Annotated in this window: 31 protein-coding genes; 26 read left to right on the forward strand and 5 right to left on the reverse strand. The window is 64.1% G+C overall.

Features of this window, described 5'->3' with window-relative positions; translation table 11 throughout:
* A complete protein-coding gene (locus CLV01_RS02300; RefSeq protein ID WP_257221174.1) occupies positions 1–1,851 on the forward strand; it encodes a sensor histidine kinase in 1,851 nt (616 codons plus the stop codon).
* 103 nt (positions 1,852–1,954) lie between these two features.
* Here CLV01_RS02300 and CLV01_RS02305 read toward each other — a convergent pair whose 3' ends face one another.
* Together CLV01_RS02305 and hemB are read right to left on the reverse strand one after the other, a co-directional pair.
* On the reverse strand, positions 1,955–3,157 hold the full coding sequence (locus CLV01_RS02305; protein ID WP_013800241.1) for a magnesium transporter CorA family protein: 1,203 nt from the start codon (positions 3,155–3,157) through the stop codon (positions 1,955–1,957).
* 4 nt (positions 3,158–3,161) lie between these two features.
* The gene (gene hemB / locus CLV01_RS02310) at positions 3,162–4,169 is read right to left on the reverse strand and encodes a porphobilinogen synthase (protein WP_099732459.1); all 1,008 of its coding nucleotides are present in this window, start codon (positions 4,167–4,169) and stop codon (positions 3,162–3,164) included.
* A gap of 123 nt (positions 4,170–4,292) precedes the next feature.
* Between hemB and CLV01_RS02315 the strand changes: the two genes are divergently transcribed.
* From CLV01_RS02315 to CLV01_RS02415, 21 genes are all read left to right on the forward strand, one after another.
* Positions 4,293–4,721 carry a CopD family protein gene (locus CLV01_RS02315; protein ID WP_013800243.1) on the forward strand — a complete coding sequence of 143 codons (429 nt, stop codon included), beginning with the start codon at positions 4,293–4,295 and terminating at the stop codon, positions 4,719–4,721.
* Positions 4,722–4,752: 31 nt separating this feature from the next.
* Positions 4,753–5,886: a VanZ family protein gene (locus CLV01_RS02320; RefSeq protein WP_063327690.1), complete on the forward strand. Its 1,134-nt coding sequence runs from the start codon at positions 4,753–4,755 to the stop codon at positions 5,884–5,886.
* Positions 5,887–5,896: 10 nt separating this feature from the next.
* Complete coding sequence (locus CLV01_RS02325) at positions 5,897–6,271, forward strand: (2Fe-2S) ferredoxin domain-containing protein (RefSeq protein ID WP_063327689.1); 375 nt, start codon at positions 5,897–5,899, stop codon at positions 6,269–6,271.
* An 80-nt stretch (positions 6,272–6,351) separates the two neighbouring features.
* The gene (locus tag CLV01_RS02330) at positions 6,352–6,987 is read left to right on the forward strand and encodes an alpha/beta hydrolase (RefSeq protein WP_071953785.1); all 636 of its coding nucleotides are present in this window, start codon (positions 6,352–6,354) and stop codon (positions 6,985–6,987) included.
* Positions 6,988–7,079: 92 nt separating this feature from the next.
* Complete coding sequence (locus CLV01_RS02335; protein WP_013800247.1) at positions 7,080–8,249, forward strand: D-alanyl-D-alanine carboxypeptidase family protein; 1,170 nt, start codon at positions 7,080–7,082, stop codon at positions 8,247–8,249.
* 157 nt (positions 8,250–8,406) lie between these two features.
* Positions 8,407–8,784: a 30S ribosomal protein S12 gene (gene rpsL, locus CLV01_RS02340; protein ID WP_012202325.1), complete on the forward strand. Its 378-nt coding sequence runs from the start codon at positions 8,407–8,409 to the stop codon at positions 8,782–8,784.
* Positions 8,785–8,944: 160 nt separating this feature from the next.
* Positions 8,945–9,418 carry a 30S ribosomal protein S7 gene (gene rpsG / locus CLV01_RS02345; RefSeq protein ID WP_012202326.1) on the forward strand — a complete coding sequence of 158 codons (474 nt, stop codon included), beginning with the start codon at positions 8,945–8,947 and terminating at the stop codon, positions 9,416–9,418.
* Positions 9,419–9,566: 148 nt separating this feature from the next.
* Positions 9,567–11,675 (forward strand): elongation factor G, encoded by a 2,109-nt coding sequence (gene fusA, locus CLV01_RS02350; RefSeq protein ID WP_013800248.1) that lies wholly within the window; start codon positions 9,567–9,569, stop codon positions 11,673–11,675.
* A 174-nt stretch (positions 11,676–11,849) separates the two neighbouring features.
* Positions 11,850–13,040: an elongation factor Tu gene (tuf, locus tag CLV01_RS02355; protein ID WP_013800249.1), complete on the forward strand. Its 1,191-nt coding sequence runs from the start codon at positions 11,850–11,852 to the stop codon at positions 13,038–13,040.
* Positions 13,041–13,064: 24 nt separating this feature from the next.
* Entirely contained in the window at positions 13,065–13,376 is a 312-nt protein-coding gene (gene rpsJ, locus CLV01_RS02360) for a 30S ribosomal protein S10 (protein ID WP_003059431.1), read from the forward strand.
* A gap of 210 nt (positions 13,377–13,586) precedes the next feature.
* On the forward strand, positions 13,587–14,261 hold the full coding sequence (gene rplC, locus CLV01_RS02365; protein ID WP_012202329.1) for a 50S ribosomal protein L3: 675 nt from the start codon (positions 13,587–13,589) through the stop codon (positions 14,259–14,261).
* On the forward strand, positions 14,261–14,881 hold the full coding sequence (rplD, locus tag CLV01_RS02370) for a 50S ribosomal protein L4 (protein WP_012202330.1): 621 nt from the start codon (positions 14,261–14,263) through the stop codon (positions 14,879–14,881). Before rplC ends, rplD begins: the two co-directional genes overlap by 1 nt.
* Complete coding sequence (gene rplW / locus CLV01_RS02375; protein ID WP_012202331.1) at positions 14,878–15,192, forward strand: 50S ribosomal protein L23; 315 nt, start codon at positions 14,878–14,880, stop codon at positions 15,190–15,192. The genes rplD and rplW overlap by 4 nt, the downstream gene beginning before the upstream one ends.
* A gap of 2 nt (positions 15,193–15,194) precedes the next feature.
* Positions 15,195–16,019 carry a 50S ribosomal protein L2 gene (gene rplB, locus CLV01_RS02380; RefSeq protein WP_012202332.1) on the forward strand — a complete coding sequence of 275 codons (825 nt, stop codon included), beginning with the start codon at positions 15,195–15,197 and terminating at the stop codon, positions 16,017–16,019.
* Between the two features lie 10 nt (positions 16,020–16,029).
* A complete protein-coding gene (gene rpsS, locus CLV01_RS02385) occupies positions 16,030–16,305 on the forward strand; it encodes a 30S ribosomal protein S19 (RefSeq protein WP_012202333.1) in 276 nt (91 codons plus the stop codon).
* Positions 16,306–16,315: 10 nt separating this feature from the next.
* Positions 16,316–16,648, forward strand: coding sequence for a 50S ribosomal protein L22 (rplV, locus tag CLV01_RS02390; RefSeq protein WP_012202334.1), 333 nt, complete (start codon positions 16,316–16,318; stop codon positions 16,646–16,648).
* A 16-nt stretch (positions 16,649–16,664) separates the two neighbouring features.
* Positions 16,665–17,537 (forward strand): 30S ribosomal protein S3, encoded by an 873-nt coding sequence (gene rpsC / locus CLV01_RS02395; RefSeq protein ID WP_012202335.1) that lies wholly within the window; start codon positions 16,665–16,667, stop codon positions 17,535–17,537.
* Between the two features lie 2 nt (positions 17,538–17,539).
* Positions 17,540–17,956 carry a 50S ribosomal protein L16 gene (gene rplP / locus CLV01_RS02400; RefSeq protein WP_012202336.1) on the forward strand — a complete coding sequence of 139 codons (417 nt, stop codon included), beginning with the start codon at positions 17,540–17,542 and terminating at the stop codon, positions 17,954–17,956.
* Positions 17,957–17,966: 10 nt separating this feature from the next.
* Positions 17,967–18,164 (forward strand): 50S ribosomal protein L29, encoded by a 198-nt coding sequence (gene rpmC, locus CLV01_RS02405; protein WP_012202337.1) that lies wholly within the window; start codon positions 17,967–17,969, stop codon positions 18,162–18,164.
* Between the two features lie 13 nt (positions 18,165–18,177).
* Positions 18,178–18,447, forward strand: coding sequence for a 30S ribosomal protein S17 (gene rpsQ, locus CLV01_RS02410; RefSeq protein WP_012202338.1), 270 nt, complete (start codon positions 18,178–18,180; stop codon positions 18,445–18,447).
* 118 nt (positions 18,448–18,565) lie between these two features.
* Entirely contained in the window at positions 18,566–19,072 is a 507-nt protein-coding gene (locus tag CLV01_RS02415; protein ID WP_099732458.1) for a peroxiredoxin, read from the forward strand.
* Between the two features lie 111 nt (positions 19,073–19,183).
* Here CLV01_RS02415 and CLV01_RS02420 read toward each other — a convergent pair whose 3' ends face one another.
* The gene (locus CLV01_RS02420) at positions 19,184–19,675 is read right to left on the reverse strand and encodes a GNAT family N-acetyltransferase (RefSeq protein WP_043780357.1); all 492 of its coding nucleotides are present in this window, start codon (positions 19,673–19,675) and stop codon (positions 19,184–19,186) included.
* Positions 19,676–19,740: 65 nt separating this feature from the next.
* Positions 19,741–20,439: a cytochrome b/b6 domain-containing protein gene (locus CLV01_RS02425; RefSeq protein ID WP_043824940.1), complete on the reverse strand. Its 699-nt coding sequence runs from the start codon at positions 20,437–20,439 to the stop codon at positions 19,741–19,743.
* Positions 20,440–20,597: 158 nt separating this feature from the next.
* Here CLV01_RS02425 and CLV01_RS02430 point away from each other — a divergent pair, with 158 nt between their 5' ends.
* Positions 20,598–21,044: a c-type cytochrome gene (locus CLV01_RS02430; protein WP_065346892.1), complete on the forward strand. Its 447-nt coding sequence runs from the start codon at positions 20,598–20,600 to the stop codon at positions 21,042–21,044.
* Positions 21,045–21,116: 72 nt separating this feature from the next.
* Here the strand turns inward: CLV01_RS02430 and CLV01_RS02435 are convergent, their stop codons facing one another.
* Positions 21,117–21,620: a TlpA disulfide reductase family protein gene (locus CLV01_RS02435; protein WP_043780365.1), complete on the reverse strand. Its 504-nt coding sequence runs from the start codon at positions 21,618–21,620 to the stop codon at positions 21,117–21,119.
* A gap of 123 nt (positions 21,621–21,743) precedes the next feature.
* On the opposite strand from CLV01_RS02435, the gene CLV01_RS02440 reads away from it, so the two are divergent.
* From CLV01_RS02440 to CLV01_RS02450, 3 genes are all read left to right on the forward strand, one after another.
* A complete protein-coding gene (locus CLV01_RS02440; RefSeq protein ID WP_012202344.1) occupies positions 21,744–22,361 on the forward strand; it encodes a hypothetical protein in 618 nt (205 codons plus the stop codon).
* A 125-nt stretch (positions 22,362–22,486) separates the two neighbouring features.
* A complete protein-coding gene (locus tag CLV01_RS02445; RefSeq protein ID WP_170962107.1) occupies positions 22,487–22,948 on the forward strand; it encodes a PTS sugar transporter subunit IIA in 462 nt (153 codons plus the stop codon).
* Complete coding sequence (locus CLV01_RS02450) at positions 22,917–23,186, forward strand: HPr family phosphocarrier protein (protein WP_012202346.1); 270 nt, start codon at positions 22,917–22,919, stop codon at positions 23,184–23,186. The genes CLV01_RS02445 and CLV01_RS02450 overlap by 32 nt, the downstream gene beginning before the upstream one ends.
* Positions 23,187–23,276: the final 90 nt, after the last annotated feature.

Below are 23,276 nucleotides of genomic sequence, written 5' to 3' on the forward strand. Positions count from 1 at the left end.
ATGACGCAGCCGCTGCTGCGGGGGAGGGTCCTGCTGGTTTCGGCGGGACTGGTGGCGCTGGCGATGCTGCTGGCGGGGGCGTTCGGGCTGCGTGGCCCCGCCGCAGGCGAAGCGGTGCAACTGCGCCAGGCGCAGCTGTGGCGGTCGTACAGCCCGCACTGGGCGCCGCCTGCGGCGCTTGCGTCGGCCGACGACGCGGTGCTGGATGCATCGACGCCGTGGAGCGATGTGGACCTGCCCTATGGGGGCGACAGGGCCGTGTCGGGCAGCGGCGACCTGGCCGCGGCGCCGCCTGAGGTGCGCTGGTTCCGCGCCGTGGTGCCGCCCGAGGCGCTGGCGCCCACGCCCCAGGGCGCGCGCCTGTATATCCCGCGCTGGCAGACGGTGGGCACGGTGGCGGTGTATGTGGACGGGAAGCTGGCCTGGCAGACGCGCGGCAGCCGGGTATGGAACAGTTTCAACCGGCCGGTGTGGCTGGACCTGGGCGGGCTGGCGCAGCCGGGCAGGCCGCTGCAGGTGCATGTGCGCATGGCCAGCCAGCAGGGCGTGGGCGGGGCGCTGTCCAGCCTGTGGGCGGGGCCGGCCGAGTCGCTGCGCCTGTCCTGGCGGCTGCGCAGCCTGCTCCAGGCCGATCTGGTGGTCTACACGGCGGGCTCCTACCTGGTGCTGGGCCTGTTCGCGCTGGCGCTGTGGACGCTGCAGCGGCGGCGCGGGGATGTGGTGTTCCTGCTGTTCTTCCTGATGTCGCTGTGCCAGTTGCTGGGCTCGCTGCAGTTCATGGTGGACGGCGAGGGGCTGGCCCTGTCGGACGGCTGGTTCTCCTGGCTGACGCTGGCCGGCCTCATGGGCGCCACGGTGGCGGCCTTCCATTTCCTGTGCCTGATGCAGCGCAGGCGCCGGCCATGGCTGGGCAGGGTGCTGCAGGGCTATGTGGGCACGGTGCTGCTGGTGGCGGTGCCGCTGTGGGGGCCGGCGCACGAGACCATCCTGCCGCTGCTGCGGCTGCTGATGGTGCCGCCGGAGATCCTGGTGCTGTGCATGGCCGTGGCGGGCGCCTGGCGCATGCGCGATGGCGGCAGCACCATGCTGGCGGTGTGGATGCTGCTGTCGTTTCCCATCGGCTTCCATGACCTGGCGCTGCAGAGCTACCTGATCAGCATAGAGAGCATCTACCTCACGCCCTATGTGTACCTGGGGCTGTTCACGCTGTTCCTGCTGGTGGCCTACCGGCGCTACAACGGCGCGCTGGCCGTGGCAGAGAACGCCAACCTGCATCTGGCGGAACGGCTCAAGGCCCAGGAGGCGGAGCTGGCCCAGGCCCATGAGCGCCTGCTGGCCGTGGAGCGCGAGCAGACGCTGATGCACGAGCGCCAGCGCCTGATGCGCGAGATGCACGACGGCGTGGGCTCTTCGCTGATGAGCGCGCTGCGCGTGGTGGAGTTCAACCAGGCCGGCACGGTGGACCTGGTGCAGCTGCTGCAGGAGTGCATCGATGACCTGAAGCTGTCCATCGATTCGCTGGAGCCGCTGGACTGCGACCTGCTGGCGCTGCTGGCCGGGCTGCGCTATAGGCTGGGGCCGCGCCTGGAGGGGGCGGGGCTGCGGCTGCACTGGGAGGTCAGCGACCTGCCCGCGCTGCCCTGGCTGGACGCGCAGGCCGCCCTGCATGTGCTACGCATCCTGCAGGAGGTGCTGACCAACATCATCAAGCACAGCGGCGCGCGCGAGATCACGGTGCGCACGGCCCAGGCCCCCTGGACGGCCGGGCCGGCGTGCAGGTGCTGGTGGAGGACGACGGCCACCCCTTCGACCGCGCCCAGGCACCCACCGAGGGCCGCAAGGGACTGGTGAACATGCGCACGCGCGCGCTGGCGCTGCAGGCGCGGCTGGACTGGGTGCCGCTGGCCGGCGGCAATCGCTTCACGCTGTGGATGCCGCTGGAGCGGGCAGGGCCCTAGTCCTGCGCCGTGCGCGCCATGTAGCGCTTGCGCCAGAAGAACACGGTCAGGCCCACGGCAATCGTCGTCATCGAGCCCATGGCCCACCAGAAGCCGTCCTGCTTGTGCACCAGGGGGATGAACTCGAAATTCATGCCGAAGATGCCGGCAATCAGGTTCAGCGGCAGGAAGACGGCCGTCAGCGCGGTCAGCGTGCGCATGATGTCGTTGGTGCGGTTGCTCTGCACCGAAAAATGCATCTGCACCACGGTCTCGGTGCTTTGCTCCAGCCGCCGCACGTGGTGGACCACGCGCTCTATGTGTTCCAGCACGTCGCGGCTGCGCACCTTGAGCAGGTCCAGCTCGCGCAGCGCCGCCGCATCTTCAGGCGGCGCCCAGGTCTCCAGCGCGTCCGTCCAGTCCTGCACGGCGGCGCGCTGGTCTTCGCAGACCTCGTCCAGCTCGTGCAGGGCCAGGCGTGCGTCCAGTAGCGCGCTCCAGTTGGCAAAGCGCGTGCGCGGGCGCAGCAGCTCGGTCTGCCAGTGGTCCAGCTGGCGCGACAGTTCGCGGCGCAGGTCCAGGAAGCCGTCCACGATGAGATTGACCACGCGCAGCATGAGGTCGGGCGGGCTGGCAGGCAGCCGCGTGCCGGAGGTGGGGTTCAGCCGTCCCTCGCGCGGGTCATTGGGCACGGCAGCCAGCAGCCGCGCAGCATAGGCGTCGCGCACGGTGCAGTCGTCGGGGTGCACGGACAGCAGCACCTGATCGAACATGGCAAAGCCCACGGGGCTGGTGTCGATGTTGCGCAGCACGGGCGGACCTGTGCGGCGCACGGGAGGTGAGGGGGGCAGCGCCTGCGCCGCAGGCGAAGAGGCCGTGCCGGCCTGCGGGGCGGCACGTGCCTGCCCGCTGGCCAGGCGGCGAAACACCAGCAGGTCGTACTGCGAGGTGTAGTCGTAGCGCGAGGGCAGCTGGGCGTTGAGCAGGTCCGAGACATGCAGGTCCACCAGCTGCTGGCCCGACAGCAGCTGCAGCGTGCGCTGCACCTCGGCCAGCCGCTCCTGCAAGGTGGCGCGGGTGCAGGAGATCCAGACGAATCCCTGCGCGGGCGCCTGGTCGGGCAGGGCGGCCAGTTCGGTGGCGCCGCCCGGCTGCAGGTGGAAGATGCGCATGTTCCTGGCGGCGGGAGCGGCTCCCGCGGGCGGCGTCACCGGCTGCATGCGCTCAGCCGCGCAGCTTGCGCGCGGCGTCGATGGCGAAGTAGGTCAGGATGCCGTCGGCACCCGCGCGCTTGAAGGCCAGCAGCGATTCCATCATCACCTGGTCATGGTCCAGCCAGCCGTTGGCGGCGGCGGCCTTGAGCATGGCGTACTCGCCGCTGACCTGGTAGGCAAAGGTGGGCACGCCGAATTCGTCCTTGACGCGGCGCACCACGTCCAGGTACGGCATGCCGGGCTTGACCATGACCATGTCGGCGCCTTCGGCCAGGTCCTGGGCGACTTCGCGCAGGGCCTCGTCGGTGTTGGCGGGGTCCATCTGGTAGACGTTCTTGTCGGCCTTGCCCAGCGCGCCGCGCGTGCCCACGGCGTCGCGGAACGGGCCGTAGAAGGCGCTGGCGTACTTGGCGCTGTAGGCCATGATGCGTGTGTGGATGTGGCCGTGGGCCTCCAGCGCCTCGCGGATGGCGCCGATGCGGCCGTCCATCATGTCGCTGGGCGCCACCATGTCCACGCCGGCCTCGGCATGGTTCAGGGTCTGGCCCACCAGGACCTGCACGGTCTCGTCGTTGATGATGTAGCCGGACTCATCCAGGATGCCGTCCTGGCCGTGGCTGGTGTAGGGGTCCAAGGCCACGTCGGTCATCACGCCCAGTTGCGGGAACTCCTTCTTGAGCGCACGCACCACGCGCGGGATCAGGCCGTCGGGGTTGAGCGCCTCCTTGCCGTCGGGCGTCTTCAGCGAGGTCTCGATGGCGGGGAACAGCGCCAGGAACGGGATCTCCAGCTGCACGCACTGCTCGGCCACGGGCAGCAGCAGGTCCAGGCTCAGGCGGTCCACGCCGGGCATGGAGGGCACGGCCTCGCGCTGGTTCGTGCCTTCGTGCACGAACACGGGGTAGATGAAGTCATGGGCCGTGAGCACGTTCTCGCGCACCAGATTGCGCGTGAAGGCGTCGCGGCGCAGGCGGCGAGGGCGGTTGTGCGGGAAGGGGGTGGGGCTGGACAGATGCATGCCGAAAATTGTGCCCCATTCCCGCCGCAGGCCCCGCAACCCTTGCGACGACGCCGGCACGCGGGACTCGGCTTTTGCGCCTGCGCAGCCTGGCGCACCCCTGTACGCACGTACACTGCCCGCATGCTGTGGGTCAAAGCCTTTCATATCGTTTTCGTGGCAAGCTGGTTCGCGGGCCTGTTCTATCTGCCTCGCATCTTCGTCAACGTGGCCATGGTCACGCCCGGCTCGGTGGCCGAGCGCGAGCGCCTGCTGCTGATGGCACGCAAGCTGCTGCGCTTCACCACGCTGCTGGCCGTGCCCGCACTGGGCCTGGGCCTGTGGCTGTACCTGGGCTACGGCATCGGCAAGGGGCCGGGCAACGGCTGGATGCATGCCAAGCTGGCCGGCGTGCTGCTGGTCATCGGCTACCACCACGCCTGCGCGCGCCTGCTGCGCAAGCTGATCGACAACCGGGACCAGCACAGCCACCGCTGGTTCCGCTTCTTCAACGAGGTGCCGGTGCTGCTGCTGGTGGCCATCGTCATCCTGGTGGTCGTCAAACCTTTCTGAGAAACCGATCCAACGAAGAGGGAGGCAGGGCGTGGTGCAAAAGACTTCGGCCTGGCCGCTGGCGCTGGTCTATGCGGTGCTCATCGTTTTCGCGAGCCTGTTTCCTTTCGATGGCTGGCGTGCCCAGGGCATTGATCCGCTGGTCTTCCTGACGGCAAAGATCCCGCCGCCGTACTGGACCTGGTTCGACGTCAACATCAATATCGTCGGCTACGCGCCGCTGGGTTTTTTCCTGGCGCTGGCCCTGGTGCGCAGCGGCAGCCCGCGCGCGGCCGTACCGCTGGCGGCGCTGGCAGGCACCCTGCTGTCGCTGTCCATGGAGTTCCTGCAGATCTACCTGCCGCGGCGTGTTCCCTCCAACCTGGATCTGGTGCTCAATGCGGGCGGCACCCTGCTGGGGGCGCTGGTGGCGCTGCTGCTGGAGCGGCTGGGCGCGCTGGCGCGCTGGAGCGCCTTTCGCACCCACTGGCTGGGCGAGGACGGCGGCGGCGCCATGGTGCTGCTGGCGCTGTGGCCCTGGGCGCTGCTCTTTCCCGCCGCCGTGCCCTTTGGCCTGGGCCAGGTGCTGGAGCGGCTGGAGCAGGGGCTGCTGGATCTGCTTGAAGGCACGCCCTTCCTCATGTGGCTGCCGCTGCGCGAGTCCGCGCTGACGCCGCTGTCGCCCGTGACCGAGATGCTGTGCGTGATGCTGGGCCTGTGGGTGCCCTGTCTGCTGGCCTACTGCGTGATGCGCCACATGGGCCGGCGCGCCATGCTGGCGGGCTCTGCGGTGGTGATCGGCATCGGTGTCTCGGCACTGTCGGCCGCGCTGAGCTGGGGGCCGGCCCATGCCTGGGAGTGGGTGGACCTGCCGGTGCGCATGGGCGTGTGGGGTGGCCTGGGCCTGGCCATGGTGGCCATGCCGCTGCCGCGCAGGGCCTGTGCGGCCCTCTTGCTGCTGGTGCTGGTGCTGCAATTGAGCATCCTGAACCAGGCCCCCACCAGCGCCTATTTCTCGGAAACGCTGCAGGCCTGGGAGCAGGGCCGCTTCATCCGCTTCTACGGGCTGGGCCAGTGGCTGGGCTGGCTGTGGCCCTATGCGACCCTGGTCTATGTGCTGCTCAGGCTGGCGCGCCGCGATGCGGCACCTCCGCCGCCCCCGGCGCCTGCAGTGCCGCAGGCCTAGAATCCGCTCCATGAGCGAACACCCACGTCCCGGGGCCGACAGCGGCCAGCAAGGCGCAGGCAACTACTATGCGCGCCACATCTTCTTTTGCCTCAACGAGAGGCCCAACGGCGAGGACTGCTGTGCGCTGCACGGCGCCAAGGCGGGCTTTGACCACTGCAAGAAGCAGGTCAAGCAGCTGGGCCTGGCCGGCAAGGGCCAGGTGCGCGTGAACAAGGCCGGTTGCCTGGACCGCTGCGCGGGCGGTCCCGTGGCCGTGGTCTACCCCGAAGGCACCTGGTACACCTTCGTGGACGAGACCGACATCGACGAGATCGTCGAGTCCCACCTCAAGAACGGCCAGCCCGTTGAGCGCCTGCTGCTGCCGCCCGACGTGGGTCGCTGAGCACCGGCTGGAACTTTGGGCCTTTCCGGGCATCAGTGCTTTGTCAGCTTGGATTGGCTGCTACTACTAGGATAGCGATTGTGAATGCGCAGACCGAACGTTTGACCTTGACCGGCCTTGCCGGGGCCGTGGAGGCCCTGCGCGATGCGCCGGCCGCCGATGCACCGCCGCGCGGCGTGGCCATCATCGCCCACCCCCATCCGCTGTTCGGCGGCACCATGGACAACAAGGTGGTGCAGACCCTGGCGCGTGCCTTCGTGCAGTGCGGCTACACGGCCGTGCGATTCAACTTCCGCGGCGTGGGCGCCAGTGCCGGCGAGCACGACGCAGGCGTCGGCGAGGCCCAGGACATGCTGTCCGTGGTCCGCCAGGTCGCCCCCGAAGGACCGATCGCGCTGGCCGGCTTCTCCTTCGGAGCCTTCGTCACCAGCCATGTGCTGGCGGAGCTCTGGAACGAGGGCCGGGTGGAAAAGGCGGTGCTGGTGGGAACGGCGGCCAGCCGTTTCACCGTGGCGCCTGTCCCGCCTGAGGCCCATGACCGGACCCTGGTGGTGCACGGCGAAGCCGATGACACGGTGCCGCTGTCTGCCGTCATGGACTGGGCGCGCCCGCAGATACTGCCTGTTACCGTCGTGCCCGGGGGCGGTCATTTCTTTCACGGACAATTGCCGCTGCTCAAAAGCCTCGTGGTCCGCCATTTGCGCTCACTCCCCTAGCGGCCCGCGCCGCTGCTCAACATGCCTGCCCCATCGGGCGGGCATGTTTTCGCCTTTCCTGCATTTCCTGCCCTTTAGCGAGAGTTTTCCTCATGAAGCCACTTTCCTCCACGCTGCGAGTCCTGGCACTGGCGGCCGCCATGGCGCCGGCCCTGGCGCTGGCGCAGATCACCCCGCCCCAGCCGCCCGAAATCGCGGCGCGCAACTATCTGCTGGTCGATGTCACCGCCAACCAGGTGCTGGGCGCCAAGGACATCGATGCGCCCATCGAGCAGGCCTCGCTGACCAAGCTGATGACCGGCTACCTGGTCTTCGACGCGCTGCGCGCCAAGAAGATCACGCTGGAGCAGCGCCTGCCCGTGAGCGAGCGCGCCTGGAAGATGCCCGGCTCGCGCATGTTCATCGACCCCAAGATGCAGGTGCCGGTCGATGACCTGGTCAAGGGCATGATCGTGCAGTCCGGCAACGACGCCACCATGGCCCTGGCCGAAGGCGTGGGCGGCTCGGCCGAGAACTTCGTGCGGCTCATGAACGAGCAGGCCAAGGCGCTGGGCATGAAGAACACCAGCTACAAGAACCCCGAAGGCCTGACCGAGCCCGGCCACCTGACCACGGCGCGCGACCTGTCCATCCTCGCCCAGCGCCTGATGCAGGACTTCCCCGAGTACATGCACTACTACTCGACCAAGAAGTACTTCTATCCAGGCACGCCGGCCTCCAACGGCACCAACCGCAACTCGCTGCTGTTCCGCGACCCGACCGTCGATGGCCTCAAGACCGGCCACACCGCCGCCGCCGGCTACTGTCTGGTGGCCACCGCCAAGCGCGACCTGCCCAACGTGGGCAGCCGCCGCCTGATCTCCATCGTGCTGGGCGCGGCCAGCGAGAACGCGCGTGCCAATGAAAGCCAGAAGCTGCTGAACTGGGGCTATGCGGCCTTCGATTCGGTCAAGCTGTTCGATGCCGAGCAGGCCGTGGCCACGCCCGAAGTCTGGAAGGGCAAGGCGAACACCGTCAAGATCGGCCGCACCACGCCCATCGTGGTCACCGTGCCTGCCGGCAGCGGCGGCAAGCTGAGCACCGAAGTCGTGCGCCAGGACCCGCTGATCGCCCCGTTCACCAAGGGCCAGGCCATGGGCACGCTCAAGGTCAAGATGGGTGCCGACACCGTGGCCGAAGTGCCGCTGGTGGCGCTGGAAGGCGTGGAGCAGGCGGGCTTCTTCGGCCGTGCCTGGGATGCGATCCGCCTCTGGATCAAGTAAGCCCCGCGCCTGTCGCGCAGGCCCTCGCGTACTGGCTTGAAGGGGGTGCAGTTGTGCGATCTCCCGCAAGCTGGTACAGTCGAGGGCTTTTCGGAATTTCCGAAGGGATTCACGTTTTCGCTTTTCGCAAGCAATTCACGTTTAGGGACGTTTATTAATGCCAACCATTAACCAACTCGTGCGTCAGGGCCGCACGGTCGAAGTTGTCAAATCCAAGAGCCCTGCTATGGAAAACTGCCCTCAGCGCCGCGGCGTGTGCACCCGTGTGTACACCACGACGCCTAAGAAGCCTAACTCCGCTCTGCGTAAGGTTGCCAAGGTGCGCCTGACCAACGGCTTCGAGGTCATCTCCTACATCGGTGGTGAAGGCCACAACCTGCAAGAGCACAGCGTTGTTCTGGTGCGCGGCGGCCGTGTGAAGGACTTGCCCGGTGTGCGTTACCACATCGTGCGTGGCTCCCTTGACCTGCAAGGCGTCAAGGACCGCAAGCAATCCCGTTCCAAGTACGGCGCGAAGAAGCCCAAGGCCAAGTAAGCCCTGCGTTTTTTCGAGGAAGGTGCTGTATCCCGCGTGGCGCGAGATTCAGCGTAGTGACCCCAAACGCAAGTGTTTTGCGCGGGTCGAGTAAGTGGGAGTCCTGTTGACTCTCGCGGTGTCTGAAAAGATGCCAACTGAAGCAAGATAGAGGTAAAAAATGCCACGTCGTCGCGAAGTCCCCAAACGTGAAATCCTGCCGGATCCCAAGTTCGGCAATGTCGAGCTGTCCAAGTTCATGAACGTGATCATGGAAGGCGGCAAGAAGGCGGTCGCAGAACGCATCATCTACGGTGCCCTGGACCTGATTCAAAAGAAGCACCCTGACAAAGACCCGCTGGAAGCCTTCGTTGTTGCCATCAACAACGTCAAGCCCATGGTCGAAGTGAAGTCCCGCCGTGTTGGCGGTGCCAACTACCAAGTGCCCGTCGAAGTGCGCCCCGTGCGTCGCCTGGCCCTGTCCATGCGTTGGCTGAAGGAAGCCGCCCGCAAGCGCGGCGAGAAGTCCATGGCCCAGCGCCTGGCCAACGAACTGCTCGAGGCCACCGAAGGCCGTGGCGGCGCCATGAAGCGCCGTGACGAAGTTCACCGCATGGCCGAAGCCAACAAGGCATTCAGCCACTTCCGCTTCTAAGAGCACTTCGCTCCCGATCAGACAGGCCGCATGCATTTTTGCCTGCGGCCTTGTCTCGATTAGGAGCATCCCCAGATAAGACTGCTGTCCGTCTGCACCATGAGGCTGGAACGGGCAGAGACTCCCTCCATACGATCAAGGATCCATCATGGCTCGCAAGACCCCCATCGAGCGCTACCGCAACATCGGTATCTCCGCCCACATCGACGCAGGCAAAACCACCACCACGGAACGTATCCTGTTCTATACCGGTGTGACCCACAAGCTGGGCGAAGTGCACGACGGCGCTGCTACGACCGACTGGATGGAGCAAGAGCAAGAGCGCGGCATCACCATCACTTCCGCTGCAGTGACCTGCTTCTGGAAGGGCATGGACCTGTCCTACCCCGAACACCGTTTCAACATCATCGACACCCCCGGCCACGTGGACTTCACCATTGAGGTGGAGCGTTCCATGCGCGTGCTGGACGGTGCCTGCATGGTGTACTGCGCCGTGGGCGGCGTGCAGCCCCAGTCGGAAACCGTGTGGCGCCAAGCCAACAAGTACAAGGTGCCCCGTCTGGCCTTCGTGAACAAGATGGACCGTACCGGTGCCAACTTCTTCAAGGTCGTTGACCAGATGAAGCTGCGCCTGAAGGCCAACCCCGTTCCCGTCGTGATCCCGATCGGCGCCGAAGACAACTTCAAGGGCGTGGTCGACCTCGTCAAGATGAAGGCCATCATCTGGGACGAAGCCTCGCAAGGCATGAAGTTCGAATACCACGAGATCCCCGCCGAGCTGGTGGAGACCGCCAACAAGTGGCGTGAGAACCTCGTGGAAGCCGCCGCTGAAGCCAGCGAAGAGCTGATGAACAAGTACCTGGAAGAAGGTACTCTGTCCGAAGAAGACGTGAAGGCCGGCCTGCGCGCTCGTACGCTGGCTACCGAAATCCAGCCCATGCTGTGCGGTACCGCTTTCAAGAACAAGGGTGTGCAGCGCATGCTGGACGCCGTGATCGACTACCTGCCGGCGCCTGTGGACATCCCTGACGTCACCGGTACCGATCCCGAAAACGAAGAAACCAAGCTCAGCCGCAAGGCCGACGACGGTGAAAAGTTTGCGGCACTGGCCTTCAAGCTGATGACCGACCCGTTCGTCGGTCAGCTGACCTTCGTGCGCGTGTACTCGGGCGTCCTGACCAAGGGCGACACCGTGTTCAACTCGGTCAAGGGCAAGAAGGAACGCATCGGCCGTATCGTGCAGATGATGGCCAACGAGCGCGTGGAAGTCGAAGAAATCCGCGCCGGCGACATCGCTGCCTGCGTGGGCCTGAAGGACGTGACGACCGGCGAAACGCTGTGCTCCGTGGACGCCCCCATCGTGCTGGAACGCATGGTCTTCCCCGAGCCCGTGATTGCACAGGCCGTGGAGCCCAAGTCCAAGGCCGACCAGGAAAAGATGGGCATCGCCCTGTCGCGCCTGGCTGCAGAAGATCCGTCGTTCCGCGTGCGTACCGACGAAGAATCGGGCCAGACCATCATCGCCGGCATGGGCGAGCTGCACCTGGAAATCATCGTTGACCGCATGAAGCGCGAATTCAACGTGGAAGCCAACGTGGGCAAGCCCCAGGTTGCCTACCGCGAAACCATTCGCCAGAAGGTCGTGGACGTGGACGGCAAGTTCGTTCGCCAGTCCGGTGGTAAGGGTCAGTACGGCCACGTGGTGTTCACGGTCGAACCCCAGGAACCCGGCAAGGGCTTCGAGTTCGTCGACGCCATCAAGGGCGGTGTGGTTCCTCGCGAATACATCCCCGCAGTCGAGAAGGGCGTGATCGAAGCGCTGACTTCCGGCGTGTTGGCTGGCTACCCCGTCGTGGACGTGAAGGTCACGCTGACCTTCGGTTCGTACCACGATGTGGACTCGAACGAAATGGCGTTCAAGATGGCCGCCATCTTCGGTTTCAAGGAAGCTGCCCGCAAGGCCAGCCCCGTCATCCTGGAACCCATGATGGCTGTGGAAGTCGAGACGCCTGAAGACTACGCCGGTACCGTGATGGGCGATCTGTCCTCGCGTCGCGGCATGGTGCAGGGCATGGACGACATGGCCGGCGGCGGCAAGTCCATCAAGGCTGAAGTGCCTCTGTCGGAAATGTTCGGCTACGCCACGTCGCTGCGCTCGCAGACGCAAGGCCGCGCTACGTACACGATGGAGTTCAAGCACTACTCTGAAGCTCCCCGTAACGTGGCCGAAGCCATCGTTGCTGCTCGCTCGAAGTAAGCTTTTTTGTATAATTGAAGGCTTTTGAATCGCAGCACCCAGGCGTTTTGGCGCCGGGGTGCTGCGGTTTTTGCCGGTCTGCGATCCCATGCCGCCCTGTCACCTGTGCGGGGCGACCAAGCAATGGGGTGCAGACCTTAAACATCACACAGGTTTTGCTCTTTCGGAGAAATCATGGCAAAAGAAAAATTCCAGCGGAACAAGCCGCACGTCAACGTTGGCACCATCGGTCACGTGGACCACGGCAAGACGACCCTGACGGCTGCTATCGCTACCGTTCTGTCCAAGAAGTTCGGCGGCGAAGCCAAGGCTTACGACCAGATCGACGCAGCACCTGAAGAAAAGGCTCGCGGCATCACGATCAACACCGCCCACGTCGAGTACGAAACGGCCGGTCGCCACTACGCTCACGTTGACTGCCCCGGCCACGCCGACTACGTCAAGAACATGATCACCGGCGCTGCTCAAATGGACGGCGCCATCTTGGTGTGCTCGGCCGCTGACGGCCCCATGCCCCAGACCCGCGAGCACATCCTGCTGGCCCGTCAGGTGGGCGTGCCCTACATCATCGTGTTCCTGAACAAGTGCGACATGGTGGACGACGAAGAGCTGCTGGAACTGGTCGAAATGGAAGTGCGCGAGCTGCTTGCCAAGTACGACTTCCCCGGCGACGACACCCCCATCATCCGCGGCTCGGCCAAGCTGGCCCTGGAAGGCGACCAGTCCGACAAGGGCGAACCTGCCATCCTGCGCCTGGCTGAAGCACTGGACTCCTACATCCCCACGCCCGAGCGCGCTGTGGACGGCGCCTTTGCAATGCCCGTGGAAGACGTGTTCTCGATCTCTGGCCGTGGCACCGTGGTGACTGGCCGTATCGAGCGCGGCATCATCAAGGTCGGCGAAGAAATCGAAATCGTCGGTATCCGCGACACCCAGAAGACCATCGTCACCGGCGTGGAAATGTTCCGCAAGCTGCTGGACCAAGGTCAAGCTGGCGACAACGTGGGTCTGCTGCTGCGCGGCACCAAGCGTGAAGACGTGGAACGCGGCCAAGTGCTGTGCAAGCCCGGCTCCATCAAGCCCCACACCCACTTCACGGCTGAGGTGTACGTGCTGTCCAAGGACGAAGGTGGTCGCCACACTCCGTTCTTCAACAACTACCGCCCCCAGTTCTATTTCCGTACGACCGACGTGACCGGCTCCATCGAGCTGCCCGCCGACAAGGAAATGGTGATGCCTGGCGACAACGTGTCGATCACCGTCAAGCTGATCGCCCCCATCGCCATGGAAGAAGGTCTGCGCTTCGCTATCCGCGAAGGTGGCCGTACCGTGGGCGCTGGCGTGGTTGCAAAGATCATTGCGTAATTCTTGGAAAACTAGGAATACACAATGTCCAAGCAAAAAATCCGCATCCGCCTGAAGGCGTTTGACTACAAGCTGATCGACCAGTCGGCTGCTGAAATCGTTGACACTGCCAAGCGCACTGGCGCGATCGTCAAGGGCCCCGTGCCCCTGCCGACACGCATGAAGCGTTTCGACATCCTGCGCTCGCCGCACGTCAACAAGACCAGCCGCGACCAGTTCGAAATCCGCACTCACCAGCGCCTGATGGACATCGTTGACCCGACTGACAAGACGGTTGACGCTCTGATGAAGCTGGACCTGCCCGCAGGCGTGGACGTCGAGATCAAGCTGCAATAAGAACTTCACGGCCCCTTGCGGGGCCGTTGAAGGGCTTTGATTTAACGCGAACTTGCTTGAAAAGGCAGTTCGCGTTAAAATTTGGGGCTTCGCCTTTCTTGAGCGAAGTTTTATCAACCTTCTTTCGTGCGCAAGGCCTTGGACATCTGGGGCGGGAGCGCAACGCTGGGCCAATTGCAGTTTCAGCGGCGAAAGTTTTGGAGCAAACAAATGAGTCTGAGCAACTCCCTCGGGTTGCTGGGTCGCAAGGTGGGCATGATGCGTCTGTTCACCGATGACGGGGACGCAGTGCCCGTCACGGTGGTGGATGTGTCCAACAACCGTGTGACTCAGGTCAAAACCCAAGAGAACGATGGCTACGTGGCCCTGCAGGTCACTTTCGGTTCGCGCAAGGCATCTCGCGTGACCAAGCCAGAAGCCGGCCACCTTGCCAAGGCAGGTGTCGAAGCCGGTGAAGTGATGGGTGAATTCCGCGTGACCGAAGAAACCGCTGGCAAGTACGCCGCAGGCTCCGTCCTGCCCGTCGCCGAGCTGTTCTCGGTGGGCCAGAAGGTGGACGTGCAAGGCACTTCCATCGGTAAGGGCTTCGCCGGCACCATCAAGCGTCACAACTTCCGCTCGCAGCGCGCCTCGCACGGCAACAGCCGTTCGCACAATGTTCCCGGCTCCATCTCGATGGCCCAGGATCCAGGTCGCGTGTTCCCGGGCAAGAAGATGACCGGTCACATGGGCGATGAAACCATCACCACCCAAAATCTCGACGTGGTTCGCATTGACGAAGCACGCCAACTGCTCTTGATCAAGGGCGCTGTTCCGGGCTCCAAGGGTGGCTTCGTGACGGTGCGCCCCGCCATCAAGGCCAAAGCTTCCAAGGGAGCGAACTAATGCAGCTCGAACTCCTGAATGAACAAGGCCAGGCCGCATCCAAGTTCGATGCGCCCGAGACTGTTTTCGGTCGTGAATTCAACGAAGACCTCGTCCACCAGATCGTGATCGCCTACCGTGCCAACGCACGTCAGGGCACTCGCGCTCAGAAGGACCGCGAGCAGGTTCGTCACACGACTGCCAAGCCGTTCAAGCAAAAGGGCACCGGCCGTGCTCGTGCCGGTATGTCTTCCTCGCCTCTGTGGCGTGGCGGCGGCCGCATCTTCCCGAATCTGCCTGAAGAAAACTTCACGCAGAAGATCAACAAGAAGATGTACCGCGCCGGTATGGTTGCCATCCTGTCGCAGCTGGCCCGCGAAGGCCGTCTGGCCGTGGTGGACTCGCTCAAGCTCGAAAGCCCCAAGACCAAGGTGCTGGCCGACAAGTTCAAGGCCATGAACCTGGAATCGGTCATGGTGATCGCTGAAGAAGTCGACGAGAACCTGTACCTGGCTTCCCGCAATCTGAAGAACGTGTTCGTGGTCGAGCCGCGCTACGCCGACCCCGTGTCGCTGGTGCACTACAAGAAAGTGCTCGTCACCAAGGGTGCGATCGACAAACTCAAGGAGATGTTCGAATGAGCACGCTCAAGTTTGACGAAGGTCGTCTGATGCAGGTGTTGGTTGCTCCCATCGTGTCCGAAAAGGCCACCATGGTTGCCGAGAAGTCCAACGCCGTGACGTTCAAGGTGCTGCAGAGCGCCACCAAGCATGAAATCAAGGCCGCCGTGGAACTGATGTTCAAGGTGGAAGTTGCTGGTGTCTCCGTGGTGAACATCAAGGGCAAGACCAAGCGCTTTGGCAAGACCACTGGCCGCCGCGACCACGTTCGCAAGGCCTACGTGATGCTCAAGCCCGGTCAAGAGCTGAACCTGTCCGGGGAGGCTGCGTAATCATGGCTGTTATCAAGCTCAAACCGACGACCCCCGGCCAACGCGGCACGGTCAAGGTCACGCGTGACCATCTGCACAAGGGTGCAGGTTTCGCCCCCCTGCTGGAGCCTCAGCACCAGAAGTCGGGCCGTAACAACAACGGTCACATCACCACCCGTCACAAGGGCGGTGGCCACAAGCACCACTATCGCGTGGTGGACTTCAAGCGCACCAAGGACGGCATCCCCGCCAAGGTCGAGCGCATTGAGTACGACCCCAACCGTACGGCCCACATCGCTCTGGTGTGCTATGCCGACGGCGAGCGTCGCTACATCATTGCTCCGCGCAACCTGGAAGTCGGCGCAACGATCGTCAGCGGTTCGGAAGCCCCGATCCGCGTGGGCAACACCCTGCCGATCCGCAACATCCCCGTGGGTTCGACCATCCACTGCATCGAACTGAAGATCGGCGCTGGCGCGCAGATCGCCCGTTCGGCAGGTACGTCGGCTACGCTGCTGGCCCGTGAAGGCATCTACGCCCAAGTGCGTATGCGTTCCGGCGAAGTGCGCAAGGTGCACATCGAATGCCGCGCGACCATCGGTGAAGTCGCCAACGAAGAGCACAGCCTGCGCCGTCTGGGCAAGGCCGGTGTGAAGCGTTGGATGGGTATTCGCCCGACCGTTCGCGGCGTGGTGATGAACCCTGTCGATCACCCGCACGGTGGTGGTGAAGGCAAGACCGGTGAAGGTCGTCACGCTGTTGACCCATGGGGCAACCTGACGAAGGGCTACCGTACCCGTAACAACAAGCGCACGCAGTCGATGATTGTGTCGCGTCGCAAGAAGTAAAGGGTAGCAAATGACTCGTTCTCTTAAAAAGGGTCCGTTTGTTGACCATCACTTGCTGGCAAAGGCCGAAAAGGCCGTCGCCACCAAGGACAAGAAGCCCGTCAAGACCTGGTCGCGTCGCTCCATGGTTCTGCCCGAGTTCATCGGTCTGACCATCGCCGTGCACAACGGCAAGCAGCACGTGCCCGTGTATGTGACTGACCAGATGGTCGGCCACAAGCTCGGCGAATTCGCGCTGACCCGTACCTTCAAGGGTCACCCGGCGGACAAAAAAGCCAAGAAGTAAGGAATAGAACATGTCTGAAACACGTGCTGTTCTCCGTGGCGTCCGCCTGTCTGTGGACAAGGGTCGCCTGGTCGCGGACCTGATCCGCGGCAAGAAAGTGGACCAAGCCCTGAACATCCTGACGTTCACGCAGAAAAAAGCTGCCGTGATCATCAAGAAGGTGCTCGAGTCCGCCATCGCCAACGCCGAGCACAACGACGGCGCCGACATCGACGAACTGAAGGTCAAGACCATCTTCGTCGAACAAGGCACCACGCTCAAGCGCTTCACCGCGCGTGCAAAGGGCCGCGGCAATCGCATCAGCAAGCCCACGTGCCACGTGTACGTGACGGTTGGCAACTGAAAGGCCTGGGAAGAATATGGGACAGAAAATCCATCCTACCGGCTTCCGCCTGGCTGTTAGCCGCAACTGGGCCAGCCGTTGGTACGCAAGCAACCGTGACTTCGCCGGCATGCTGGCCGAAGACATCAAGGTGCGCGAGTTCCTGAAGGCCAAGCTGAAGAATGCCGCCGTGTCGCGCATCCTGATCGAGCGTCCTGCAAAGAACGCCCGCATCACGATCTTCTCGGCACGTCCTGGTGTCGTGATCGGCAAGAAGGGCGAGGACATCGAGAACCTGAAGAAGGAACTCGCAACCCGTCTGGGCGTGCCCGTGGCTGTGAACATCGAAGAAGTGCGCAAGCCTGAAATCGATGCCAAGCTGATCGCCGATTCGATCTGCCAGCAGCTCGAAAAGCGCATCATGTTCCGCCGCGCCATGAAGCGTGCAATGCAAAACGCCATGCGTCTGGGTGCCCAAGGCATCAAGATCATGTCTTCGGGCCGTCTGAACGGTATCGAAATTGCACGTTGCGAGTGGTATCGCGAAGGCCGTGTGCCACTTCACACACTGCGCGCCGACATCGACTATGGCTTCTCCGAAGCCAAGACGACCTACGGTGTGATCGGTGTGAAGGTCTGGGTCTACAAGGGTGACACGCTGGGTCGTAACGACCTGCCGGCAGCCGAGACCCCCCGCCCCGAAGAAGAACGTCGTCCTCGCGGCCCCCGCCGTGATGGTCGCGGCGATGGTCGTCGTGACGGTGCTGGCCGTGGTGCCCGCCGCCCCGCAGGCGCTAACGCAGCACCTGCTGACGGCAGCGATAAGCCCGCCGGCGCTGGCGCTGATTCCGTTAAGCGCGTTCGCAAGACTGACGCGCCCGCTACAGCAGCGGACGGTAAAGGAGAATAAAGATGCTGCAACCTGCTCGCCGCAAATACCGCAAGGAGCAAAAGGGTCGCAACACCGGTATCGCAACGCGTGGTAACTCCGTTGCTTTCGGTGACTTCGGCCTGAAGTCCACTGACCGTGGTCGCCTGACGGCGCGTCAGATCGAAGCGGCTCGCCGCGCGATCTCGCGTCACGTCAAGCGTGGCGGTCGTATCTGGATCCGCGTGTTCCCGGACAAGCCAATCTCTACCAAGCCCGCAGAAGTGCGTATGGGTAACGGTAAGGGCAACCCCGAGTACTACGTGGCCGAAATCCAGCCCGGCAAGGTGCTCTACGAAATCGTGGGCGTCCCTGAAGAGCTGGCTCGTGAAGCGTTCCGCCTGGCCGCTGCAAAGCTGCCGCTGCGTACGACCTTCGTGTCCCGTCAAATTGGTGCCTAAGGAGAACAACATGACGAAAGCTGCTGAACTCCGCCAAAAAGACGTTGCCGGCCTGGAAGCCGAAGTGAAGTCCCTGCAAAAGGCTCACTTTGGCCTGCGTATGCAAAAGGCTACGCAACAGCTGGGTAACACGAACACGCTGCGTACCACGCGCCGTGACATCGCCCGCGCCAAGACCATCCTTGCTGAAAAGCAAGCTGCCAAGTAATCAGGAAGCCGACATGACGGAAGCTAAAAAATCCCTCAAGCGCACCTTGATTGGCAAGGTGGTCAGCGACAAGCGTGCCAAGACCGTGACGGTCATGGTTGAACGCCGCGTCAAGCACCCGATCTATGACAAGATCATGATCAAGTCCAGCAAGTACCACGCTCACGACGAGCAAGGTGAATACAAGCTGGGCGACGTGGTTGAAATCACGGAAAGCCGCCCGCTGTCCAAGACCAAGAACTGGGTTGCTACCCGCTTGGTGCAAAAGGCTGCTCTGGTGTAAGCCTACACAGGCCCACCGGCTGCAAGGCCACAGGAAACGACCCACAATGTGGGTCGTTTTTTCGTTTGGGGACCACCATTTCGGCGGCCCCCGGTTTTGCACCACAAAGGAGATAGAGATGATCAAAGTCGGAGATGCCCTGCCCGCTGCCACCCTGATGGAATACGTGGAAGTCGAAGGCAATGGCTGCAGCATCGGCCCCAACCCCGTGAAGCTGCCCGAAGCCGCTGCCGGCAAGACCATCGCGGTCTTCGCCGTGCCCGGCGCATTCACTCCCACCTGCTCGGCCAAGCATGTGCCCGGCTTCGTGGAGCAGGCCGAAGCCTTCAAGGCTGCTGGCGTGGACGAGATCTGGTGCCTGTCGGTCAACGACGCCTTCGTGATGGGCGCGTGGGCCCGTGACCAGAAGACCGACGGCAAGGTGCGCATGCTGGCCGACGGCGATGCCGCCTTCGCCAAGGCCACCGGCCTGACGCTGGACCTGAACGGAAAGGGCCTGGGCCTGCGCAGCAACCGCTACTCCATGCTGGTCAAGGACGGCAAGGTCGCCACGCTGAACGTGGAAGGCCCTGGCAAGTTCGAAGTCAGCGACGCTGCCTCCCTGCTGGGCCAGGCCAAGGCCTGATCCTGATCGTGCTGCAGGCCTGCCGGGCCTGGGCACCGCGCTTTTGCGAAAAAAGGCATTGCACCTGGGTGCAATGCCTTTTTGTATTTCAGGGGGCTGCCTCCGCCGGCCCTAGAAGATATCGGCCTTGAGGTAATGCGCCCCTGCGATGGGGTTGTGATAGTAGGGCGGGATTTCCTGGAAGCCCAGGTCCGTGTAGAGGGCACGTGCCGACTCCATGTCGTCCAGCGTGTCCAGCAGCACATGGTCATAGCCGGCCTGGCGCGCCACATCGAGCATGGCCTCGGCGAGCTGGCGGCCCAGGCCGAAACCGCGAAAAGCCTTGCGCACGAACAGGCGCTTCATCTCGGCGGCGTTGGCGTAATCGCAGTTGTCCAGCGGGCGCAAGGCGCAGCAGCCGGCCACGGCGCCATCGACCTTGGCCAGCAGGATGTGGCCGCGCGGCGATGCGTAGTCGCCAGGCAGATCGGCGATCTCGGCCTCGAAATCTTGAAATTGCAGATCGACATCCAGGCTTGCGGCGTACTCCTGGAAGATCTGGCGGACTTCGTCCATGTCTTCCAGGGGATTCGGCGCCAGCAAGGCGACAGCAGGCTTGTCCACGGGCACTTGGCTAAAACGACGGAAAACGCAGTGTAGCGGCAAGCTGGCAACGTCTGGCCACGCCGTCAGAAAGCACCCCCCAGCTGCTGCACCCACCATGCGGCGGCCCCCGCCACCAACGCCAGGACCAATGCCAACAGGCGGCTGGCTGCCGTGTCGCGTGAAGAGGGCAGGGGTTCGGGCAAGTGCTTGTCTCCCGTCACCATGGCGCGCACCAGACCCCGTCCGCGCCAAGCATAGAACAGGATGGCCAACAGGTGCAGGGCCACCAGCGCGTACAGCAGATACTGCCCCCAGTGCGCGTGGTAGGCGGTGGCCTGTGCCACGGTGTCGCCCGATACAAAGCGGCCCAGCGGCCCGGAGAACGCAATCTCGTCGTCGCTGAGCAACCCGCTGCCCACCTGGGCGATCAGCACGGCCAGCATGGCAAACACGGACAGGGCGCCCAGCGGGCTGTGGCCTGCGCTGTCGCTCTCCGTTCCTTGTCCCCGCACATGGCGCAGCACGGTGGCGGGCGCGTGGATGAAGCTGGCAAAGCGCGACCAGCGGCCGCCCACCAGGCCCCAAAGCAGGCGGAACAGCAGCAGGGCCAGCATGGCATGGCCCAGCAGCAGATGCCAGTTCATGGCATTGCCGCCCAGCTTGGCCGTCACGACCAGGCCGACCACCGTTGCGGCCAGCAGCCAGTGAAACAGCCGGGTGGGCAGGTCCCAGATGCGGACCTTGTGCTTGGCGGCGCCTTGTGCGGTCGATTCTTGTGCCATGGCATGAAAGCTGGGATGGGGATGGGGCATTGTGCCGCCCCGCATTCCTGCGAGGACCAGGAATGCACCCTGGCCGTGGTCAATCAAAGCGGCGCCGGCAAGATGCCGCTGCCATACTGGCCCGGCAGATTTCCCCACACTCCCAAAGGAAAACCACGATGAAGAAAGTTTCTGCATGGGCGCTGGCCGCCCTGGTGGCCGCCACGGCGCTGCCCGCGTCCGCACAGTTCGCCAAGTCCGAAGACGCCATCAAGTACCGCCAGGGCGCGCTCGCCGTGCTGGGCCAGCACTTCGGGCGCCTGGGCGCCATGGCGAACGGAAAGATCCCCTTCGATGCCAAGGCAGCCCAGGAAAACGCCGAGGTGGTGGCCTTCATGGCCAAGCTGCCTTGGGCCGCGTTCGGCGCGGGCACGGAAGGTGGAAAGGCCAAGCCTGAAATCTGGAAGGAGCAGGCCAAGTTCCAGGACCTGTCGGAGAAGATGCAGGCCGAGACGGTCAAGCTCGCGGCTGCGGCCAAGTCCGGCAACCTGGACCAGCTCAAGGCCGCCTTCGGCCCGGCCGCCGCCAGCTGCAAGGCCTGCCACGACAGCTTCCGCAGCCGTTGAGCGGCGGGCGGAGGATGCACCAATGAAAAACCGGCCTGGTGCCGGTTTTTTTGTGCCCTGGTCTGCGCTGTATCAGGCCTCGGCGAGCAGCTTCTCGATCAGCCGATGCAACTCCGCGAAGTCAGGTGCGCCCACATAGCGCTTCACGATGTCGCCGCGCTTGTTGACGATGTAGGTGGTGGGAGTCAGTTGCACATCGCCCCATGCCCGGGCCACGGCGCCGGTGTTGTCCAGCGCGACCTTGAAAGGCAGCTTGCGCGAATCGGCGAAGTTCACCACATAGCTGGGCGGGTCGTAGCTCATGGCCACGGCCAGGGTCTCGAAGCCCTGGCTCTGGAATTTCTGGTGGGTGGCAACGATCTCGGGCATCTCGGCCACGCAGGTGGTGCAGCTGGTGGCCCAGAAATTCACCAAGGTCACCTTGCCCTTGAGGTCGGCCGTGGTCTGCTTGCTGCCGTCCAGCAGCACGAAGGTGGACTGCGGCGCTGCCGTTTGGCCGGCACCCGAATACACCCATGCGCCCATGCCGGCGGCTGCGGCGATCACCACGCCTGCGATCCAATGTTTGCTTGCCATAGCGACGATTGTGCCCAAAGTTGCGCCCGAAGGCCTGCACGCATGCCGTGCACCGCCTTTCGATGCGCGGCAAGGGCAAAAGTTCGGGGCTCGGACAGGTCGGGCCATGCCGATAATGCCGGCATGACATTGATGGAAAGCTTTTCGAAAGCAAAGGGCCGCGCTCTGGCCCTGCGGCTCGGCGCCGCGCTGCTGGTGTTGGCGCCCCTGGCCGCCTGCAGTCCCAGGCTGGATTGGCGGCAGGTCGCGGTCGAAGGCACGCCGCTGCGCGTGCTCTTGCCCTGCGATCCGCAATCCGCGACACGGCCGGTGGAGCTGGGCCAGGGCATGGGCACGGTCCAGATGTCCATGATGGGATGCGATGCCGATGCGTCAACCTACGCGGTGTCCCACTTCCTGGTCAGCGAGCCGTCCAGAGCCGCCGAGATGCTGTCGTACTGGCAGGCAGCCGTGCTCGGCCAGATGAACCCGGGTGCTCCGGGGCAGGCACCGGCGGGCGCCAAGCAACTGCGCTCCAAGGAAGATGGCCCTTTCCTGCCTGCAGGCGCACTGAATCTGCCGCAGTCGCTGCGCACCACGTTTGAAGGCGTGGGGCCCCAGGGCTGGAAGCTCACCGCCCATGGCGTGTGGTTTGCACGAATGGAGCCGGCAGGCGCGCGCCTCTACCATGCCGTGATCTACAGCGACAAGCCGCGCACAGACGAGGCCAACAACTTCTTCGCCAGCCTGCAACTGCAATAGCAAAGGCAACAGGTTTCGGAGCCACGGATGCGGGAGGCAGCTGTGGCATGGAACGCAGTGCAGGCGCGCCGGTTGCCCTACATGCGCCTGCGCACGCCATAATCGACTCCGAACCCTGTGACTTCATGACCACGCGCATCCTTTTGTTCACCCACGCACCTTTGGCCCATGCACTGCGCGAATGCGCCTTGCATGTGTTCGCCGACAGTGCCGAGGACGTCCTTGCCCTGGATGTGCCCGCTCAGGAGCCGCCCGAGGCCACCCTGATGCGTGCCGAGCAGTTGCTCGAAGACCATGGCGGCCTGGTGGCGCTGCCCACGCTGGTGCTGACCGACCTCTTTGGCGCGACGCCCTGCAACGTGGCGCAGCGCCTGGTGGCGCAGCTGCCTGCCGGGCGACTGGTGGCCGGAGTGAACTTGCCCATGCTGCTGCGCTCCATAGGCTATCGCCACGAGGCGCTGGAAGCCGTGGCCGAGCGTGCCTTGGCGGGAGGCAGCCATGGGGTGATGCAGGTGGGCGTGAACACGCCTCAGAACCAGAGTCCGCGACCATCCAATGATCAAGACCCCTATAACCATCAGCAATAAACTGGGCCTGCATGCCCGCGCCTCCGCCAAGCTCACCAAGCTTGCAGGCAGCTTTCCCTGCGAAGTCTGGATGAGCAAGGGCGAGCGGCGCATCAATGCCAAGAGCATCATGGGCGTGATGATGCTGGCTGCCGGCATGGGCTCCGAGGTGCTGCTGGAAACCGAAGGACCGCAGGAGCAGGAAGCCATGGATGCGCTGACGGCCCTGATCAACGACAAATTTGGCGAAGGCCAGTGATGGGCCTCCGCTGCGCTGGCAGACGGTGAGCGCAAAAGAGCAACACGCGCCGGGCCCGGACGATGCCGCATTGCGACGGCCCGGGGCCTG

This window comes from Delftia sp. 60, assembly GCF_002754395.1.
Taxonomy (GTDB): domain Bacteria; phylum Pseudomonadota; class Gammaproteobacteria; order Burkholderiales; family Burkholderiaceae_C; genus Comamonas; species Comamonas acidovorans.

Excerpts from the sequence above, each read along its gene's own strand:
- CLV01_RS02300 (WP_257221174.1), top strand. The coding sequence starts at position 1 with ATGACGCAGCCGCTGCTGCGGGGGAGGGTCCTGCTGGTTTCGGCGGGA.
- CLV01_RS02305 (WP_013800241.1), bottom strand. The coding sequence starts at position 3,157 with ATGCAGCCGGTGACGCCGCCCGCGGGAGCCGCTCCCGCCGCCAGGAAC.
- hemB (WP_099732459.1), bottom strand. The coding sequence starts at position 4,169 with ATGCATCTGTCCAGCCCCACCCCCTTCCCGCACAACCGCCCTCGCCGC.
- CLV01_RS02315 (WP_013800243.1), top strand. The coding sequence starts at position 4,293 with ATGCTGTGGGTCAAAGCCTTTCATATCGTTTTCGTGGCAAGCTGGTTC.
- CLV01_RS02325 (WP_063327689.1), top strand. The coding sequence starts at position 5,897 with ATGAGCGAACACCCACGTCCCGGGGCCGACAGCGGCCAGCAAGGCGCA.
- CLV01_RS02335 (WP_013800247.1), top strand. The coding sequence starts at position 7,080 with ATGAAGCCACTTTCCTCCACGCTGCGAGTCCTGGCACTGGCGGCCGCC.
- rpsL (WP_012202325.1), top strand. The coding sequence starts at position 8,407 with ATGCCAACCATTAACCAACTCGTGCGTCAGGGCCGCACGGTCGAAGTT.
- rpsG (WP_012202326.1), top strand. The coding sequence starts at position 8,945 with ATGCCACGTCGTCGCGAAGTCCCCAAACGTGAAATCCTGCCGGATCCC.
- fusA (WP_013800248.1), top strand. The coding sequence starts at position 9,567 with ATGGCTCGCAAGACCCCCATCGAGCGCTACCGCAACATCGGTATCTCC.
- tuf (WP_013800249.1), top strand. The coding sequence starts at position 11,850 with ATGGCAAAAGAAAAATTCCAGCGGAACAAGCCGCACGTCAACGTTGGC.
- rpsJ (WP_003059431.1), top strand. The coding sequence starts at position 13,065 with ATGTCCAAGCAAAAAATCCGCATCCGCCTGAAGGCGTTTGACTACAAG.
- rplC (WP_012202329.1), top strand. The coding sequence starts at position 13,587 with ATGAGTCTGAGCAACTCCCTCGGGTTGCTGGGTCGCAAGGTGGGCATG.
- rplD (WP_012202330.1), top strand. The coding sequence starts at position 14,261 with ATGCAGCTCGAACTCCTGAATGAACAAGGCCAGGCCGCATCCAAGTTC.
- rplW (WP_012202331.1), top strand. The coding sequence starts at position 14,878 with ATGAGCACGCTCAAGTTTGACGAAGGTCGTCTGATGCAGGTGTTGGTT.
- rplB (WP_012202332.1), top strand. The coding sequence starts at position 15,195 with ATGGCTGTTATCAAGCTCAAACCGACGACCCCCGGCCAACGCGGCACG.
- rpsS (WP_012202333.1), top strand. The coding sequence starts at position 16,030 with ATGACTCGTTCTCTTAAAAAGGGTCCGTTTGTTGACCATCACTTGCTG.
- rplV (WP_012202334.1), top strand. The coding sequence starts at position 16,316 with ATGTCTGAAACACGTGCTGTTCTCCGTGGCGTCCGCCTGTCTGTGGAC.
- rpsC (WP_012202335.1), top strand. The coding sequence starts at position 16,665 with ATGGGACAGAAAATCCATCCTACCGGCTTCCGCCTGGCTGTTAGCCGC.
- rplP (WP_012202336.1), top strand. The coding sequence starts at position 17,540 with ATGCTGCAACCTGCTCGCCGCAAATACCGCAAGGAGCAAAAGGGTCGC.
- rpmC (WP_012202337.1), top strand. The coding sequence starts at position 17,967 with ATGACGAAAGCTGCTGAACTCCGCCAAAAAGACGTTGCCGGCCTGGAA.
- rpsQ (WP_012202338.1), top strand. The coding sequence starts at position 18,178 with ATGACGGAAGCTAAAAAATCCCTCAAGCGCACCTTGATTGGCAAGGTG.
- CLV01_RS02415 (WP_099732458.1), top strand. The coding sequence starts at position 18,566 with ATGATCAAAGTCGGAGATGCCCTGCCCGCTGCCACCCTGATGGAATAC.
- CLV01_RS02425 (WP_043824940.1), bottom strand. The coding sequence starts at position 20,439 with ATGGCACAAGAATCGACCGCACAAGGCGCCGCCAAGCACAAGGTCCGC.
- CLV01_RS02430 (WP_065346892.1), top strand. The coding sequence starts at position 20,598 with ATGAAGAAAGTTTCTGCATGGGCGCTGGCCGCCCTGGTGGCCGCCACG.
- CLV01_RS02435 (WP_043780365.1), bottom strand. The coding sequence starts at position 21,620 with ATGGCAAGCAAACATTGGATCGCAGGCGTGGTGATCGCCGCAGCCGCC.
- CLV01_RS02440 (WP_012202344.1), top strand. The coding sequence starts at position 21,744 with ATGACATTGATGGAAAGCTTTTCGAAAGCAAAGGGCCGCGCTCTGGCC.
- CLV01_RS02445 (WP_170962107.1), top strand. The coding sequence starts at position 22,487 with ATGACCACGCGCATCCTTTTGTTCACCCACGCACCTTTGGCCCATGCA.
- CLV01_RS02450 (WP_012202346.1), top strand. The coding sequence starts at position 22,917 with ATGATCAAGACCCCTATAACCATCAGCAATAAACTGGGCCTGCATGCC.